Source organism: Paenarthrobacter sp. YJN-5, from assembly GCF_015040095.1.
GTDB classification, from domain to species: Bacteria; Actinomycetota; Actinomycetes; order Actinomycetales; family Micrococcaceae; genus Arthrobacter; species Arthrobacter ureafaciens.
The window spans coordinates 3,872,719-3,889,599 of the sequence record NZ_CP053544.1; the positions used below are offsets into that span (position 1 = coordinate 3,872,719).

Consider the following 16,881-nt stretch of genomic DNA (forward strand, 5'->3'; position numbering starts at 1 on the left):
CGGCGAGTTCGCCGGAAAGCTGCTCGTTCGTGCGGAACGTTCGGGGTCTACCGCAGGCTTCCGGCGAACTCGCGACGGACCTAGGCTGCGACTTCTCCGTAGCTCGGTTCACGCTTCTTGATCCAGCCCACCACCAGGACGGTGACGGGCACGAACAGGAACTCGACGGCGGTCTTGTACAGGAAGCCGACCAGGACGTAGTTCACGAAAGAGCCGACGTCGGAGATGCCGATGACGGACGCGGCGATGCTGCAGAAGATCAGCGTGTCCACGAATTCGCCCACCACCGACGAGCCCATGAGCCGGGCCCACAGGCTCTTCTCACCCCTGCGTTCCTTCATCTTCACGAGGATCCACGAGTTGATGGTTTGTCCCGCCAGGAACGCAAGCAATGAGGCGAGGACGATCTGCGGGACGGGTCCCAACGCGCCTTCGATGGCTGCCTGCTTGGCCACACCGTAGTCGTCGTCGAAGCCCGGAAGAATGATGATCACCCAGTAGCAAAGAGATGCAAACACCGACAACGCGAACGAGGTGATGATCGCCTTTCGGGCGACTTTGAAGCCGTAGACCTCGCTCATGACGTCGCCCAGAATGTACGCGAGAGGGAAAAGGAAGAATCCGCCGTCGGTGATGATCGGCCCGAGCACCACACCCTTGGAAGCGCCGATGTTGGACAGGATCAACACCACCGCCATAACGGCCAGCATGATGCCGAAATAAGGCGATCCGATCGAAGCGAAACGGGGCGCGGGCTTGCTCAAAGTACTGCCGGAAGGCGAGGGCATGGGTCATCCATTCGTAGTGGTTCGCGCAGGCGCCTCATCCTTTTCGGAGAGCGCCCCGCTGTATTAGCACTGTGGGTGGCGGGCACGTTTGGCCCGGCACCACGTTACATTCTCCCACCCCCATCCCTCTGCCACATCCCACCCCCAACCGGCCACCCCTCTGCCACATCCCACCCCCCAACCGGCAGGACAGGGTGCGGCGGTCGGCAGGTTGTCGGTCTGGAGGCTGGTCAAGATCTGCCCACCCACCGCATAACGGCGGCTATGGGGCTAACTCCGCTCACCGCCGTCGGGCGTCCGCGCAGGGAACCCGACGTAACGCGGGACGTTGCCCATGTACTGGCTATACGCCGGACCAAACTCCTTCTGGAGGGCCTTCTCTTCCCACAACGCGCCGAAGTGTTCCGCGGCCATGCCCGCGGGCAGCGTTGCCGCCGCCCAGCGTGAGCCCTTGTACACCGCAACCCCTGCGTGGATCAACCACCAGCCCAGGTACATCGGATGCCGGCTCGCGGCGTACGGACCGCTGGTCACCAACGCTTCCGGACGGCCCAAGGCAAAGCTTCCGGTGGTGTGCCGCCGTCGTTCCGCCACCGCCCAAACGGTAATTCCGACGCCGGTCAGCACCAACAGCGTCCCGGCGCTCCTGCGGGCGCGTCGGGCGGGCGCAGCAGGGAGTGGGTGTATCCGTTGTAGGACCGAGTCCAAAACCAACCCGAGCACCTGCCCGGGTGGCAAAGGGATGCCGGCCGCTTCCCGTTTCACCGCGCCGGCCAGCCGTGCGAGTGTGCTCATGTCCAGAACCATAAACCCGCGAAGGGTGTGGCGCTACGGGAGGTGATAGAGGAACGCGGGAAAGCCGACGGGAAGCGATAGAGCAACGCGGGAAACCCAACGGGAGGTGATAGAGGAACGGGGGGCGCGGAACCGGGGTTTTCCTCTCGGAAACCTAAGGAAGTGTTAGGAAATCCCCTCCGACGTTGGCTGTGCCGTGCATCACCCATAGCTTGGAACATGTCCTCTTCACCCCCAAGAGGACCTTTCTCAGTCGACGAAGAGCCATGTGCAAGGAAGCCATGTGCAAGGAAGCCATGAGCACGAGCTTCATGGACAGAACGAACTCATGCAAGACACGACTGCCATGTGCGCAGCCGTCCAGGAAGGTTCATTGATGAGCACCCAACAAGCCGCGCCTCTGAGCGAGGCGGCACAGACACGCAAGGCCGTGAGCAACATCCTCAAGGGCTCTGCGGGCAACCTCGTGGAGTGGTTCGACCTCTACGTGTACACCGTTTTTGCCGCGTACTTCCAGTCGCACTTCTTCAACTCCAAGGACGAACTGCAGGCTGGCCTGGAAGCGATGACGGTCTTCTCGACGTCGTTCCTCATGCGTCCGATCGGCAGCTGGTTCTTCGGCCGCTACGCGGACCGTAAGGGCCGGAAGGCCGCCCTGACGCTGAGCGTGACCCTGATGTCCGCGGGTTCGTTCGCCATTGCGATCCTGCCTACCCAGGACGTCATCGGCCTGTGGGCCATGATCCTCTTGGTCTTCGTCCGCGTGGTCCAAGGCTTCTCCGTCGGCGGCGAGTACGGGACCAGCGCCACGTACATGTCCGAGGCAGCAACGGCCAAGCGCCGCGGCTTCTTCTCCAGCTTCCAGTACGTCACGCTCATCGGCGGCCAGATGCTGGCCCTCCTGGTCCTCGTGATCCTGCAGAACACCATGAGCAAGGAAGACCTGACCGAGTGGGGCTGGCGCATTCCGTTCGCAATCGGCGGCGTCGCAGCGCTGGTTGTCCTGTGGCTCCGCCGCTCCATGGAAGAGACCGTCTCCGCCGACCAGATCCGTGCAGCGCACGTCAAGGTTGAGGGCGAGGCCCAGCCGGGCAGCATGAAGCTCCTGTTCACCAAGCACTGGAAGCCGCTGCTGATCTGCATCGGTATCACCCTCGGCGGCACGGTGGCGTTCTACACCTACACCAACTTCATCCTGAAGTTCATGAACGATACCTCCGGCATCGCAAAGACCGATACCTCCGTCATCAACTTCTGGGCACTGTTCATCTTCATGTTGCTGCAGCCCGTGTACGGCATGTTGTCGGACAAGATCGGCCGCAAGCCGCTGCTGATCTGGTTCGGCGTCACCGGTGTCCTGTTCACTTGGCCGCTGCTCTCCACCCTGGCCGGAACCAAGGATCCGTTCGTCGCCTTCCTGCTCATGATGGGCGGCCTCTTGATGGTTGGCGGCTACACGTCCATCAATGCGCTGGTGAAGGCTGAACTCTTCCCGGCATCCATCCGTGCGCTGGGCGTTGGCCTGGGCTACGCGATCGCCAACTCGCTGTTCGGCGGCACGGTCCCGCTGATCGGCGCTGCCCTGCAGAAAGCCGGCCAGGTGGACATGTTCTTCACCTACGTCACCGCGGCCATCTTCATCTCGCTGTTGGTGTACGTCTTCGCCCTCAAGAACAAGAAGGCTACGCACCTCGATACCGAGCAGGGACATGCTTGGGAAAACCGTAAAGACGACGACAAGAAGGACCTCGTCAACGTCTAACACCCCCTCTGAGGCCCGTTCTGCGCCCTTCGCTGAGTGCGAAGGCCGCAGGGCGGGCCTCGCAACGTTAAGCTCAAGTAGCGGAAAACACCCGCCGGGCTACCAGAAGGATCAACAGTGCACGTGCTCATCGTCGAGGACGACGACGCCATGGCGTCGGCACTGGGGGCTGCCGTGACGTCGGCGGGCCACAAACCAACCAGGGTGTCCCGCGGTGAAGATGCACTCCTGGACCACCGCAACCACGAGGTCATCCTCCTGGATCTGGGCCTCCCGGACCTGGACGGGTTGGAAGTGCTCAGGAAGCTCCGCCAAGTCACGCACATCCCCATCCTGATCCTCACGGCGCGCGATGATGAACGCAGCGTGGTCCTGGGCCTGCGCTCGGGTGCGGACGATTACCTGGTCAAGCCGGTCAAGCTGGTGGAACTGCTCGCCCGGATCGAGGCCGTGACGCGAAGGGCCCGCCGCTCCGGCCGGAGCACACCCCATGAGGTCACCGTGGGGCCGTTGACCGTAGACCTCGACCGCCGCCTCGCCGCCGTCGACGACAGGGAACTCAGCCTCACCGCTACCGAATTCGACCTTCTCAGCCTCTTGGTCCGCAACGCCGGCTCCGTGGTGACCCGTGAGCAGATCCTGGATGCCCTGTGGGGCGACGCCTTCGTGGCCCACTCCCGTTCCTTGGATGTCCACCTGACCGGCCTGAGGTCCAAGCTGCAACTGCCCGGGTTCATCATCAACGTGCGGGGCGTCGGGTATCGCGTGGAGCAGGGATGAAGGTCCGCGTCCTCGGGATCCTCAGTGTCATCGCCGTGCTCATTGTTGTCACGGTTTCCAGCGTCATCCTCACTTCAGCCGCGCGGGAACTGACCCAGGACGTGCAGATCAACCGGGTATCGGCACTGAACCGTTTTGCCCAGCTCGCCAACGATGCCTCCGCTGATGGCGACACCACCCAGCTCCAGCGCGAAATGGACCGGTACACCGAACTCTATGGCGAAGGCATCCTGATCCGCCTCCAGCAGCAAACCCTGGCCTCCGGCGGTCTGAGCGAGCAAAGACGGGACGTTCAGGATGCCCTGGCCCGGGCCAGCCTCAACCTCAGCGACACCACCATCGGCACGGTCCGGCCCTTCGAATCCGGGACGGAGGTCATCTCGCGCTCTTTCGGAACGGCCAGCCAGGTGCTCGGAGAAGCCGTCCTGGAAGTCAACCTCGACGCGGCCCGGGCGAAACTGCGCGAACGGTGGGTCGTCGTCGGGCTCGCCGCCTTGGTGATGGGCGCGGTGCTGCTGCTGGTCGCTGCCCGCCTCACCGGCTGGGTATTGCGGCCGGTGCACCGCTTGAGCGAAGCGGTGCACCAACTCGAAACCACGGGCAAGACCAGCAAGCTTCCCGAGGCAGGTCCGCCCGAGCTGCGGGAACTGAGCCGTTCGTTCTCCGCCATGGCCAACACTGTCAGCGAAAGCATGGAATCACAGCGGCAACTCATCGCGGACACCTCACACCAGCTGCGCAACCCGGTGGGCGCCCTGCGGCTGAGAATCGACCTGCTGCAGCTTGAACTGCAAAACAGCCCGGCGAAGGCGGCGGCGGCCGGCGTGGTGGACGAACTGGAGCGCGTTGAGGAAATGCTCGACGGCGTGCTGAAGCTTGCGACCGCGGAGCATCGCGCCGTGGCCGGGGCTGCTGCAGCGCAGTCGTCCGAGCATCGGCGCCAAAGCGTCATTGACCCTTTCCCGGTACTCCAAGGCGAGGTGGAAAGGGCAGCCCCCGCGGCACGGTTGGCCGGCTCCACCATCACCTTGGAAGACCACACCGGGCACGCGTTGGAGCTCCGGTGCGACCCCGAGGAACTGGCCCAGATGGTGGGTGAGTTGCTGGCCAACGCCATCAAATACTCCCCCGGCGGTCACATCGCCGTGGCGGCCGAAGCTACTCGGGACGGCCTGGCGATCGAGGTCTCCGACGACGGCCCGGGACTGTCCACTGATCAGCGTCTGGCATCCACGTCGCGGTTTTGGCGGGCGCCCCAACACAGCGGAATTCCCGGCAACGGCTTGGGCCTCACCATCGTGGAACGGCTGGCCGAGGCCAACGGGGGCCGGTTGGTGTTGCGGGAGCGTGTCCCGCACGGGCTGATAGGACGCCTGGAGTTCGGCGGTGGCGCGAATGACTAGGCCCTTGTCCCGCCGTACCGTGCTGAGGTCCGGGCTGATCCTGGGAAGTGCAGGGCTGCTGATGTCCTCCGCTGCCTGCACACCGGAGCCGAAACCCGAGAAACTGACGGTGGCTGGTGGTGAATCGGGCGGTTTCTACTTGGAGTTCGCCACCTTGCTGGCAGGTCTGCTGCAACGCGAGGGCGTGGCGGAAACGGCAGAGCCTCTGGTCACTGGCGGAAGCCTCGAGAACATCCGGCGGGTCATGTCCGGCGAGGCGACATTCGCCGTCGCACTTGCCGACACGGCAGCACTTCCGGCCCCGGGCCCCGCAGTGCCCGGCCCAAGCCCTGCCGCCACGGGCGCAACCCCGGCCGCTGCGGGCACAACCCCGGCCGGTACAAGCCTGGTGGCGCTTGGCAAGGTGTACGAGAACTATGTTCATTGCATAGTCCGCGCGGACAGCGGCATCGGGACGTTCGCCGATCTGGCCGGAAAAGTGGTGGGGGTGGGCGAAGCGGGGTCCGGCACTTCCCTGACGGCTCCCCGGATCATCGCTTCCGCCGTGCTTGAACCCGCGCCGCAACAGGTCAATCTGGGCCTCAACCAAGGGCTGTCCGCGCTCCGGGGTGGGTCCATCGACGCCCTCTTCTGGTCCGGCGGGGTCCCCACCGCGGCCATCGCAGCAGCAGCCTCGGTGCTGGGAGTCCGGCTCCTGGACCTCTCACGGCACATCCCTGCCCTGCGCACAGAACATGGTGATTACTACGACCGCGTGCTCATACCGGCGGGTACCTACGGCGACGCCCCCGCTGTCTGGACGGTGGGCGTAGCCAACCTGCTATTGTGCCGCAGCGACCTCCCCGATTCCCTGGCGCGGCGTACGGTGCGCCTGCTGGTGGAACGGGCGCAGGACCTTATTCCCACATCAAGCACGGGCGTGCAGTTCCTCGGTCCGGAGACGCTCATCAACACAGCCGGGGTTCCGCTGCACCCGGCCGCGGCCGCTGCGTACAGGTCCCTCCACGGCTAGGAAATCGCGCACCATCAGGAAGCTGGCAAAATGGAAACCATGACTTCTGCCGCTGCCCCTGCCATTGCATTGACCATCGCCGGCTCGGAAGCGACCGGCGGCGCCGGTGCGCAAGCCGACCTCAAGACGTTCCAGGAACTCGGAGTTTTTGGCATCGTCAACCTGACGTGCATCGTTTCGTTCGATCCCAAGGACAACTGGAACCACCGTTTTGTCCCGGTGGACCAGCAAGTGATTGCGGACCAGTTGGAAGCCACGACGGCGGCCTACGGTGCCGCGTCCGGCGCACCTTCGGTGTTGGACACCGTGAAGATCGGCATGTTGGGAAGCCCGGCAACCATCAGCACCGTGGAGAAGGCACTGTCCGACGGCGCATTCAGCAACATCGTCCTGGACCCGGTCCTGATCTGCAAAGGCCAGGAGCCCGGACACGCGCTGGACACGGACCAGGCCTTGAAGGCACAGATCCTCCCGCTGGCCACGTTTGTCACGCCGAACCACTTCGAGGCCGAGTCCCTCTCCGGCCTCACCATCACCGACGAAGAGTCCCTCAAGGCCGCCGCCATCCGCATCCATGAGCTCAGCGGCGCCGCCGTGCTCGCCAAAGGCGGGGTGCGGCTGGAAGGTGCTGACGCCGTCGACGTTTTCTACGACGGCCGGACGCTGGAAGTCCTGCGTGCACCGAAGGTGGGCGAAGTCGCGGTATCCGGTGCGGGCTGTTCGCTGGCCGCCGCCGTGACGGCGGAGCTGGCCAAGGGTGCGTCGCCGCTCGAGGCGGCCCGTACTGCCAAGGCGTTCGTGACCGAGGGAATCCGCAACCGCGTAGCGTCCGGGGCGCCGTTTGATGCCTTGTGGCAGGGCGGTGCGCTGAGCTAGCGCCGGCCTAGCGGTTGGTAACCTTGCCCATCAGCGACGCGATCGGGCGAAGGAACAGGGGCCGGGCAAGGAACCAGGCCGCAGCCGTGACCACGATGGACGCTGCGAAGATCGCGAAGCCCCACCAACTGTTGGCGTCGTCCGTGGAGGCGTACATGTGGTTGAGGTTCCGCAGGGCTCCCGTGGCCAGGACCAACGTCACGTGGACGATCACGAACGCTACGAAGTAGATCATCACCGGGAAGTGGACCTTGCGCGCGGCTTCAATGGGGTAGAACTTGTTGACCGCTGCCTTCTTGGGCCACGCCCCGGACATGCGGATGCCGGTAATGATGGCCAGCGGCGCCGCGATGAAGACCGTGATGAAGTAGGTCAGCAGCTGCAAGGCGTTGTAGTTGACCCAGCCGTTTTCCAGCGGCCAGTTCAGCGAGGCGTACTGGAGGCCGGCCGAAACCGCGTTCGGGAAGACGTCCCAGCTGGTGGGCACAATCCGCATCCACTGGCCTGTGGCGAACAGCAGCACTATGAAGATCAGGCCGTTGAGCACCCACAGCGCATCCAGCGTCAGGTGGAACCACAGGTCCAGGCTGATCTTGGTGGGAGCGTTCCTTGTCTTGATGAAGCCCTTGTTGTTCCGCGTCCAGTAACCCGGCGGCCGCGTAGTGGTGCGCACCTGCCAACCGGAGCGGATGATCAGGACGATGAAGAACATGTTGAGGAAGTGTTGCCAGCCCAGCCACGCCGGGAGCCCCGTCGGTGCGCCCTTGGGCAGCTCCGAGTGTCCCGGATAGTCCGTCAGGAACTGTTTCACCGGTTCCAGCGTGCGGAGCCACTGTGCCACGAGCACCAGGATCAGCGCGATGACCAAAGCCCCCACGGTGACGGCGACGGGCTTGAACCACCTGTTCGACGTGATCCCGGACGACTTGCTTGAAACGGACATCAGGCCGCGTTCCTCTCTGGCTTGTTGGCGTGCGACCAGTTGGCGCTCTCATAGCGATTCAACCAGTTGCTGCCCGACGGCGAAAACGGCGCCTGGCCCGCAGGGCGCCTTGGGCGTTAAAAATCGCAGCATTCGGACACATAGCGCAATACTTATTTTCTAGAACGGACTTCCAGAATTATTTACTGTAATTTGGGCTTGGTCAAGGATTCAGGCTGTCCCGGGGAGGCTCGATGGTTCGGAAAACCTCCGACGCCGCAGTCCATTCCGGCTCTTGGCAGTGGTCCCGCACAGCGACCACCCAACGCAAGCTGCTGGACGCGGCCGCTGCGGTTTTCAGCGAACTGGGCTTCACGGACGCCGGCATCTCGGACATCGTCACGCGGGCCGGGTCCAGTGTCGGAAGCCTCTACCATCACTTCGGTGGCAAGACAGAGCTCTTCCTTGCCCTCTGGGACGACTACCAAAACGAGCACGAACGGCTGGTGGCGGCCGCCGTCGCCAAGGCCCGGAAATCCGGCGAAAACGATCCCTTGGCGCTCTTCGACGTCGGCAGCCGCACGTACTTCGATTACACCTGGAAGCACCGCGCGCTGGAACGCGTCTTCTTCGAGGGCGATGCTCCCCCCGGCTTCGAGGTCCTGCGTCGCGAGCGCGGGCGGGAATGGGTGCGCCAGAACTCGGTCCTCCTCGGAACCGCCGAGGACACCTTGGGCCGCCTTACCGTCGCGGTGATCACCGACATCATCACGGTTGCCGGCCACGAGGTCGCCTTGAGTGCCACCAAGAAGGAAGCGGACGACGTCGTTGATGCTGCGGCAGTCCTGGTGGCGCGGCTGGTTCGTTAGCCGCCGTCCTGCGCCGTGATCGCGGGAAACCGCCGTCCTGCGCCGTGATCGCGGGAAACCGCCAAGGACCCCCGGAAACTTCCAGCGTCACCGCACGGTTGCCGCGAACTCGCCGGAGTCCCGCTCAGCACGCCGGAGTCCCGTTAGCACGCCGAAGCCCCGCTCAGCGCGCGGAGTGCGCCGCCAGAAAGCTGTACACCTCGGTCTCATCCACGCCCGGGAACGCGCCCGGAGGCATGGCGGCCAGCAGGTGCGAATGGGCCCGGGCGGACGGCCAGGCGTTGCCCGCCCATTCGTTGGCCAGTTCGGCCGGTGGCCGCTTGCAGCAGTTCGGATCCGGGCAATTGGAGGTGGCCCTGGCCGTGGTCTCCCGCCCGCGGAACCATTTCACGTGCTGGTAGGGCACCCCGATGCTGAGCGAAAACTCGCCGGCGGCGGAACGCTCGGTCCGCGCCGTGCACCAGTACGTGCCGGAGGGAGTGTCCGTGTACTGGCTGTAGGCGCTGAACTTGTCCGGCACGTCGAACACGGCGCGGGACGTCCACGCTTTGCACGACGGCTGCCCCTCAATGGCGCCAGTGTGGTCCTGGGGGAAGGCGACGCCGTCGTTCTCGTAGGCCTTATAGATGATCCCGGACTGGTGGGTTTTCTGGAAGTGGGTGGTGATGCCCAGGTGTTGGGTGGCCAGGTTGGTGAAACGGTGGGCCGCAGTTTCGTAGGACACCGCGAAAGCGTCCCGGATGTCCTCCACGGCGATCTCCTTGGCGGCCTTGGCCTTCAGCAGGAAATCCAACGTTGCCTGCTCCGGCAGCAGCAATGCCGCCGCGAAGTAGTTGGTGGCCACTCGCTGCGCCAGGAAATCCCCGTAGTTCTTGGGAGTCCCGTGCCCCAGGACGTAGTGCCCCAGCGCTTGCAGCAGGACCGACCGGGGATCGTGGTCCTGCCGCTGGTTCTGTGTCAGGTAAATTCTGCGGTTCTTCAAATCGGTCACGGACCGGGTGGAATGCGGCAGGTCGCTGACGTGGTGCAGCGAAAAACCCAGGTTCTCGGCAATGTCCGCAATGACGTGCTGGCTCAACGGCCCGGAGGTGTAGCCCACACCCTTGAGGACCTTCTGCGCCTCGGCCTCGTACTCGGGAAAGTAGTTACCGCGCTCGCGCATCATGGCACGCAACTCGCCGTTCGCGCGGCGGGCTTCTTCCGGCGTCGCGGCTTGCTCGTTCAGCTTGCGTTCGAGTTCCTGAAGCAGCCCGACCTGCGCCTCCAGAACCTCCAACGGAAGCCGCGAACTGATGCGGATTTTCGGCAGGTTCAGGGACTCGTACAGCGGTCCGCGCTGGTACCGCTCCAGCTCGATTTCCAGGGCGGCGCGGCGGCTTGGCGGCTCAGCTCCGAGCAGTTGGTCGATGCTCACGTTCAACGCGGAGGCAAGGTGTTGCAGCAGCCCCAGTTTGGGCTCGCGTTTGCCGTTTTCGATCAGGCTCAGTTGGCTCGGCGCGGTCCCGACGGCGGCACTCAGGTCATCGAGCGTCAGGCCGGCTTGCTTGCGCAGGTGGCGCACGCGGCGGCCAAGGCTGATGACGTCCAGTTCGGGGGACGTAGGGGATGACGACGGCGACGCGACTTCGCGGCTCCAGCTCACAGGCGACATTTCTTGAGAATACGCGAAGAACTGCATTTCTTTCCAGAGCTTTTCTCTAGAAAGAGCTTGGAAAGTGCAGAAAAGTAGTTCTCACGAAAAGAAATACAAGCCCGGGTGAGCCGGCCGAAGCAGCAAGGACGCAGCGGAGGCCGGCCCGGGAGCCGCTTGGATATGAGGAGACATGCAATGACCGCATCGTTTGAACCAGAGTTGACCGCTGAGCAGCAGGCCGCGGCGCTGGAACTTGAATGGTCCGCCAACCCGCGCTGGGAGGGCGTCACCCGTGATTACTCGGCTGCCGACGTCGTCCGCCTCCGTGGTCGCGTCTCCGAAGAGCACACCCTGGCCCGCCGCGGTTCGGAAAAGCTCTGGAAGCAGCTCACCGAAGAAGCCCCCACCGGCGGCTACACCAACGCCCTCGGTGCCCTGACCGGCAACCAGGCGGTGCAGCAGGTCAAGGCCGGCCTCCGCGCGATCTACCTCTCCGGCTGGCAGGTTGCCGCTGACGCCAACCTCTCCGGTCACACCTACCCGGACCAGTCGCTGTACCCGGCCAACTCGGTTCCGCAGGTTGTGCGCCGGATCAACAACGCGCTGCTGCGTGCCGACCAAATCGAGTACGCCGAGGGCATCAAGACGGTTGAGGACTGGCTGGTCCCGATCGTGGCCGACGCCGAGGCCGGTTTCGGTGGCCCGCTGAACGCCTACGAACTCATGAAATCCATGATTACCGCAGGCGCCTCGGGTGTTCACTGGGAAGACCAGCTCGCCTCGGAGAAGAAGTGCGGCCACCTCGGCGGAAAGGTCCTGATCCCCACCCAGCAGCACATCCGGACCCTCAACGCAGCCCGCCTGGCTGCCGACGTCGCCGGCACCCCCACGGTGGTCATTGCCCGTACCGACGCCGAGGCCGCAACGCTCATCACCTCCGATGTTGACGAGCGTGACCGCGAATTCATCACCGGAGAACGCACGGCCGAGGGCTTCTACAAGGTCCGCAACGGCATCGAGCCCTGCATCGCCCGTGCCAAGGCCTACGCCCCGTACTCGGACCTGATCTGGATGGAGACGGGCACCCCGGACCTGGAACTGGCCCGCAAGTTCGCCGAAGCCGTCAAGGCCGAGTACCCGGACCAGATGCTCTCCTACAACTGCTCGCCGTCGTTCAACTGGCGCAAGCACCTGGACGACGCCACCATCGCCAAGTTCCAGCGCGAACTCGGCGCCATGGGCTTCACGTTCCAGTTCATCACCCTGGCCGGATTCCACGCCCTGAACTACTCGATGTTCGACCTCGCCCACGGCTACGCCCGCGAAGGCATGAGCGCCTACGTCGAGCTCCAGGAAAAGGAATTCGCCTCCGAATCCCGCGGCTACACCGCTACCAAGCACCAGCGCGAAGTCGGCACCGGCTACTTCGACGACATCGCCACAGCGCTCAACCCGAACGCTTCCACCCTCGCCTTGGTCGGATCGACCGAAGAAGGCCAATTCCACTAGATCTTTCCCAACTAGATGGCAGTAGTGGTTGTTCTGAACGTTCAGAACAACCACTACCGCCAGTCAGTTGGTTCCTGAAGGGACAATTCCAATGAACAGCTTCACCGACAACTTCACCATCAACGGCATCACTTTGACTGCGCAGCCCATTTGCCGGCAGGGCGAGGTCCTGACTCCGGACGCGCTTGAGTTTGTCGGCAAGCTGCACCGGGCCACCGCCGAGCGCCGGCAGGAACTCATGCAGGCACGGCACGCACGTCGCAACCAGATTTCCAGTGGCCACGACCCGCGCTTCCTGCCGCAGACCGAGGCCATCCGGAACGACCCAAGCTGGCGGGTGGCTCCCCCGGCACCGGGGCTGGAGGACCGTCGAGTGGAAATCACCGGACCAGTGGATAAGAAGATGACCATCAACGCCCTGAACTCGGGGGCGAAGGTGTGGCTGGCGGACATGGAAGACTCCTCCACTCCGACGTGGCGCAACGTCATCCAGGGCCAACTGAACCTGACCGACGCCCTGGAGCGCCGCATCGACTTCACAACCCCCGAAGGCAAGGAATACAAGCTCAAGGCCGCCGAGGACCTGCCCACCATCGTGGTCCGCCCCCGCGGCTGGCACCTGCCGGAGAAGCACATGCTGATCGACGGCAAGCCGATCGCCGGCGGCATTGTGGACTTCGGGCTCTACTTCTTCCACAACGCCCGCCGCCTGCTCGCCCAGGGCAAGGGCCCGTACTTCTACCTGCCCAAGATCGAGAACCACCTCGAAGCACGGCTCTGGAACGACATCTTCATCCTGGCCCAGGACCTGCTGGGCATCCCGCAAGGAACCATCCGGGCCACGGTGCTGATCGAAACCATCACCGCAGCGTTCGAAATGGAGGAGATCCTCTACGAACTCCGCGACCACGCGTCCGGGCTCAACGCCGGCCGGTGGGACTACATCTTCTCCCTGATCAAGAACTTCCGCACCCGCGGGCCGCGTTTCGTCCTGCCGGACCGCGGCCAGGTGACCATGACCCAGCCGTTCATGCGCGCCTACACCGAACAGCTGGTCCGGGCCTGCCACCGCCGCGGCGCCATGGCAATTGGGGGCATGGCTGCAGCAGTTCCGAACCGTAAGGACGAGGCAGCGAACACAGCCTCCTTCGAGAAGGTCCGTGCGGATAAGACCCGCGAAGCCAACGACGGTTTTGACGGTTCCTGGGTGGCCCATCCGGACCTGGTACCGGTGTGCCGCGAAGTCTTCGACTCGGTGCTCGGCGAGGCGCCCAACCAGCTCACCAAGAGCCGCGAAGACGTCACCCCGGATGACCGCGCTTTGATCGACATCGCCAGCACCCAGGGCACCATCACCGAGGCCGGCATCCGCCAGAACATCGAGGTGGGCATCCGCTACATCGAGTCCTGGCTCCGGGGCAACGGCGCAGTGGCCATCCACAACCTCATGGAAGACGCCGCCACCGCCGAGATCTCCCGCTCCCAGCTCTGGCAGTGGATCCACTCCCACGCCATCACCGAACACGGCGATATCATCTCCCGCGAATGGGTCCAGGACATGCTGGATGAGGAATTCGCCCGATTGGAACGCTTCGACGGAGACCGCTTCGCGGACGCCCGCAGCATCTTCGAAGAAGTCACCCTCACCGAAGAGTTCCCCACGTTCCTGACCATCCCCGCCTACGCCCGCTACCTCACCGAAGCCCGGGAAGAAGCGACGGCTGAAGAACTCGTCGCCGCCTAGGAGCAGCAACGCCTGGGAACGACAAACCGAAAGCCCCGACGCTGGGCTGCCTGCACTCTTCGCAACAAGTGACCCCGAAGGCCGGGGAGGCAGCCCAGCACCGGAAAAACCACCCATCTGGGTCGCAGTTAAGCACGTTTTGAGGGCTCAAAACGTGCTTAACTGCGACCCAGTTGGGTTAAGGCTGACGGGCGACCCAGCGCACCGACAGCGTGGTGCACACGCAGAACGCGAGGACCGAGCCGAGGATGACCAGCAGCGGCGCGGTCCACCCTGCGGACACGTCATGGACGTAGCCCACGATTGTGGGAGCCAGTGCGGCAAAGCAGTAGCCAACGCCCTGCACGACGGCGGACATCTTGCCGGCCGAGGCCTGGTCGCGGGCGAACCTGATGACGGCAATGAAGATCACCGTGATGCCGCCACCCTGGGCTACTCCGCCCATCGAGGACCAGAGCCACCACAGATGCGGGGCCAGCAGCAGGCCCACGGGAACGCTCAGCCACAGCGCGCTCAAGGTGACGGCGACCGTCGTCGTACTGGTGAAGCGGGCCAGGAGCGGAACGCCGAGGCCGCCCACAATCGCGAAGATCTGGAACAGTGAGGACCCTGCGCCGGCCTCGGCGGTGCCCATCCCGAGTTCATCGGACAGGAAGCTGGGCAGCCACGCCGTGACGCCGTAGTAGGAGAACGCCTGCCCGGCGAAGCCAACAGTCAGCCCGGCTATCAGCCATCGGACACCGGCCACCCGTCCGGAACCCGACGGCGGAGCAGCAGGCACGGGCGCTGGAACCAGGGCGCGGCGGACACCAACGGTAGGAATCCAGAACACGATCGCAGCCAGCGCCAGCAGGGCGCTGGCGGCGAGGGACAACCGCCAGCCCAGCAGATCCGCGAGCGGCGCAGTGATCACGGACGTCAGGAACGAGCCGATGTTCAACGCCGCGGTGTAGACGCCCATGGCCGTGGCTTGCCTGCGTGGGGCGAAGTCGCGACGGATGATCAAGGGCACTGCAATGTTGCCGATGGTGATGGCGACGCCGATGAGCACTGTCCCCACCATGACCGGCACGCCTCCCCCGCTGGAGCGCACCACAACGCCGGCCAGCACTCCCAGCAGGGTAAGCATGACGGCGAATTCGGCCCCGAACCGCCGTCCGGCGAGGGATGCCAGCGGGGATGCGAGCGAGAAGCACAGCACGGGAATGCCGGTCAGCAAGCCCAACTCGACCGGCGAGAATCCAAGGTCCATGCGCAGCGAGTCCACCACCGGCGCAACGGCAACGAACGGCCCGCGCATGTTGAGGGCGATGAGTCCGATGCAGGCAAGGATCAGCCACCCGCGCGGAACTTTGGCAAGCAATTGGTTCACGGAGCGGGCCGCAGGATCTCAGGAAACGTTTTCATCAGTTTCATTGCTATCACGACGCCGCCCAGCCCCGAAAAAAGACGGCTCAGCCCGTTGCCTGCAGCGTGGCTTCAATCACCGAGGGCGACAGGACGTACTGGGTAACCATCTGGCTCGCGCCCAGGATGGCAGCGCGGTCCCCGGCCATGGAGATACCGATCCGCAGGTGGGTGGTGGCCAGCGGCAGGGAACGCCTGTACACGACCTCGCGGATACCGGCCACGAGATGTTCCCCGGCCTCGCCGACGCTGCCGCCGATCACGATCATGGACGGGTTCAGCAGGTTGACCACCGTGGCCAGGACATCCCCGACGTCTCGCCCCGCCTGCCGCAGGGCCTGGATCGCTTGCAGGTTCCCCTCCCCGACCAGCCGCAACACGTCGACGCCGGTTGACGCTTCCAGCCCAAGCTCGTGGAGTTGGCGCGCGACGGCGGGACCTGAGGCCAGCGCTTCGAGGCACCCGTAGTTGCCGCAACGGCACAGCACCTCGTCGCCGCGGGGTACGCGGACGTGGCCCAGGTCCCCGGCGGTTCCGTTGGCGCCGCGCTGCAGCTCTCCGCTGCTGATGATGCCGGCACCGATGCCCGTGGCCACCTTGATGAACAGGAAGTTCTCGTGCTCCGGCCAGTAAGCGGTCCGTTCGCCGAGCGCCATGATGTTCACGTCGTTGTCCACCAAAACCGGAACGGGCAGCGAGCGCTGGACGTAAGGGACGACGTCGAACCCGTCCCAACCCGGCATGATCGGCGGCTTCACCGGCCGGCCGGTGTCGTGTTCCACGGGTCCGGGCAAGCCAATGCCCATGCCGGCGAGGTCGCCCATTTCCCGTCCCGCCTCGGCGAGCAGTTCCTTGCCTGCGGCTATGACGCGCCCCAGCACAACGTCCGGGCCGTCGGAGACGTCTTGCTTGAGCCGCTGCTCGGCGAGGATTTTCCCGCCGAGGTCCGTGACAGCAACGATCACGTGCGTGGCGCCCACATCGACGGCCAGGACCACCCGGGCGGCCGGGTTGAAGGCAAAGCGCGACGGCGGCCTGCCGCCACTGGAGCTGGCCTCGCCTGCGGGACCTACCAGTCCCGAGCTGATGAGGGCGTCGATCCGGGAGGCGACCGTGGAGCGTGCCAGGCCGGTAGTCAGCGCGAGTTCGGCGCGGGTCCTGGCTTGTCCATCACGGAGCAATTGGAACAAATCACCAGCGCGCGAAAGACTGCCGGCCTCCTGCGCAGAGGTGTCTTTGCCGGCGTCGTTTCCGGGGGCTGATGTCATGCATCCAGTGATAGCACGGATGGTTATGCGTGTCACGCAGCAAAAGAATTCCAACACATTTTCAACTTTTGCTTGACGCTCGGCAAAAGTCCCCCTAGGTTGTGAGGTACAGC

14 protein-coding genes are annotated in these 16,881 nt (G+C 64.6%); 8 read left to right on the plus strand and 6 right to left on the minus strand.

Annotated features, from left to right (window positions below; all coding sequences use genetic code 11):
* Window positions 1–80: 80 nt before the first annotated feature.
* The gene (locus HMI59_RS17900) at window positions 81–788 is read right to left on the minus strand and encodes a queuosine precursor transporter (RefSeq protein ID WP_193592071.1); all 708 of its coding nucleotides are present in this window, start codon (window positions 786–788) and stop codon (window positions 81–83) included.
* A 270-nt stretch (window positions 789–1,058) separates the two neighbouring features.
* Window positions 1,059–1,583, minus strand: coding sequence for an isoprenylcysteine carboxylmethyltransferase family protein (locus tag HMI59_RS17905; RefSeq protein WP_193592072.1), 525 nt, complete (start codon window positions 1,581–1,583; stop codon window positions 1,059–1,061).
* Window positions 1,584–1,959: 376 nt separating this feature from the next.
* On the opposite strand from HMI59_RS17905, the gene HMI59_RS17910 reads away from it, so the two are divergent.
* The 5 genes from HMI59_RS17910 to HMI59_RS17930 all read left to right on the plus strand — a co-directional run bounded on the left by HMI59_RS17910 (window position 1,960) and on the right by HMI59_RS17930 (window position 7,416).
* Complete coding sequence (locus tag HMI59_RS17910; protein WP_193592073.1) at window positions 1,960–3,345, plus strand: MFS transporter; 1,386 nt, start codon at window positions 1,960–1,962, stop codon at window positions 3,343–3,345.
* A gap of 117 nt (window positions 3,346–3,462) precedes the next feature.
* Window positions 3,463–4,125: a response regulator transcription factor gene (locus HMI59_RS17915; protein WP_193592074.1), complete on the plus strand. Its 663-nt coding sequence runs from the start codon at window positions 3,463–3,465 to the stop codon at window positions 4,123–4,125.
* Window positions 4,122–5,528 carry a HAMP domain-containing sensor histidine kinase gene (locus HMI59_RS17920; protein ID WP_193592075.1) on the plus strand — a complete coding sequence of 469 codons (1,407 nt, stop codon included), beginning with the start codon at window positions 4,122–4,124 and terminating at the stop codon, window positions 5,526–5,528. Before HMI59_RS17915 ends, HMI59_RS17920 begins: the two co-directional genes overlap by 4 nt.
* On the plus strand, window positions 5,521–6,540 hold the full coding sequence (locus tag HMI59_RS17925) for a TAXI family TRAP transporter solute-binding subunit (RefSeq protein ID WP_193592076.1): 1,020 nt from the start codon (window positions 5,521–5,523) through the stop codon (window positions 6,538–6,540). Before HMI59_RS17920 ends, HMI59_RS17925 begins: the two co-directional genes overlap by 8 nt.
* A 39-nt stretch (window positions 6,541–6,579) precedes the next feature.
* On the plus strand, window positions 6,580–7,416 hold the full coding sequence (locus HMI59_RS17930) for a hydroxymethylpyrimidine/phosphomethylpyrimidine kinase (protein ID WP_193592077.1): 837 nt from the start codon (window positions 6,580–6,582) through the stop codon (window positions 7,414–7,416).
* Window positions 7,417–7,423: 7 nt separating this feature from the next.
* Here HMI59_RS17930 and HMI59_RS17935 read toward each other — a convergent pair whose 3' ends face one another.
* Window positions 7,424–8,359 (minus strand): cytochrome b/b6 domain-containing protein, encoded by a 936-nt coding sequence (locus HMI59_RS17935; protein WP_193592078.1) that lies wholly within the window; start codon window positions 8,357–8,359, stop codon window positions 7,424–7,426.
* A gap of 233 nt (window positions 8,360–8,592) precedes the next feature.
* Here HMI59_RS17935 and HMI59_RS17940 point away from each other — a divergent pair, with 233 nt between their 5' ends.
* On the plus strand, window positions 8,593–9,207 hold the full coding sequence (locus HMI59_RS17940) for a TetR/AcrR family transcriptional regulator (RefSeq protein WP_193592079.1): 615 nt from the start codon (window positions 8,593–8,595) through the stop codon (window positions 9,205–9,207).
* A 163-nt stretch (window positions 9,208–9,370) separates the two neighbouring features.
* Here HMI59_RS17940 and HMI59_RS17945 read toward each other — a convergent pair whose 3' ends face one another.
* Window positions 9,371–10,885 (minus strand): XRE family transcriptional regulator, encoded by a 1,515-nt coding sequence (locus HMI59_RS17945; RefSeq protein ID WP_021471613.1) that lies wholly within the window; start codon window positions 10,883–10,885, stop codon window positions 9,371–9,373.
* 150 nt (window positions 10,886–11,035) lie between these two features.
* On the opposite strand from HMI59_RS17945, the gene aceA reads away from it, so the two are divergent.
* Complete coding sequence (gene aceA / locus HMI59_RS17950) at window positions 11,036–12,349, plus strand: isocitrate lyase (RefSeq protein WP_021471614.1); 1,314 nt, start codon at window positions 11,036–11,038, stop codon at window positions 12,347–12,349.
* A gap of 91 nt (window positions 12,350–12,440) precedes the next feature.
* The gene (gene aceB / locus HMI59_RS17955; protein ID WP_193592080.1) at window positions 12,441–14,093 is read left to right on the plus strand and encodes a malate synthase A; all 1,653 of its coding nucleotides are present in this window, start codon (window positions 12,441–12,443) and stop codon (window positions 14,091–14,093) included.
* A gap of 178 nt (window positions 14,094–14,271) precedes the next feature.
* On the opposite strand, the gene HMI59_RS17960 is transcribed toward aceB, so the two are convergent.
* Window positions 14,272–15,465, minus strand: coding sequence for a CynX/NimT family MFS transporter (locus HMI59_RS17960; protein WP_193592081.1), 1,194 nt, complete (start codon window positions 15,463–15,465; stop codon window positions 14,272–14,274).
* Between the two features lie 82 nt (window positions 15,466–15,547).
* Entirely contained in the window at window positions 15,548–16,768 is a 1,221-nt protein-coding gene (locus tag HMI59_RS17965; RefSeq protein ID WP_193592082.1) for an ROK family transcriptional regulator, read from the minus strand.
* Window positions 16,769–16,881: the final 113 nt, after the last annotated feature.